This window comes from Oscillibacter valericigenes (assembly GCF_016902445.1).
Classification (GTDB): domain Bacteria; phylum Bacillota; class Clostridia; order Oscillospirales; family Oscillospiraceae; genus Oscillibacter; species Oscillibacter avistercoris.
This window is the reverse complement of the sequence record NZ_JACSNX010000093.1, coordinates 1-230: the sequence shown is the minus strand read 5'-3', so window position 1 is coordinate 230 and position 230 is coordinate 1. Positions and strand designations below refer to the sequence as shown.

Annotated in this window: 1 rRNA gene; it reads right to left on the bottom strand. The window is 56.1% G+C overall.

Features of this window, described 5'->3' with window-relative positions:
* Positions 1-230: ribosomal RNA gene (locus H9X91_RS14160) — 23S ribosomal RNA — on the bottom strand; the annotation flags it as partial.

Below are 230 nucleotides of genomic sequence, written 5' to 3'. Positions count from 1 at the left end.
CGACCGCCCCAGTCAAACTGCCCGCCTAACAGTGTCCCCCGACCGGATTCACGGCCGCAGGTTAGAAATTCAGCAATCCAAGAGTGGTATCCCACCGGCGGCTCCACAAGAGCTGACGCCCCTGCTTCCAAGCCTCCCACCTATCCTGTACATGGGTTACCGAATTCCAGTATTAAGCTGCAGTAAAGCTCCATGGGGTCTTTCCGTCTAGTTGCGGGTAACTGGTATCT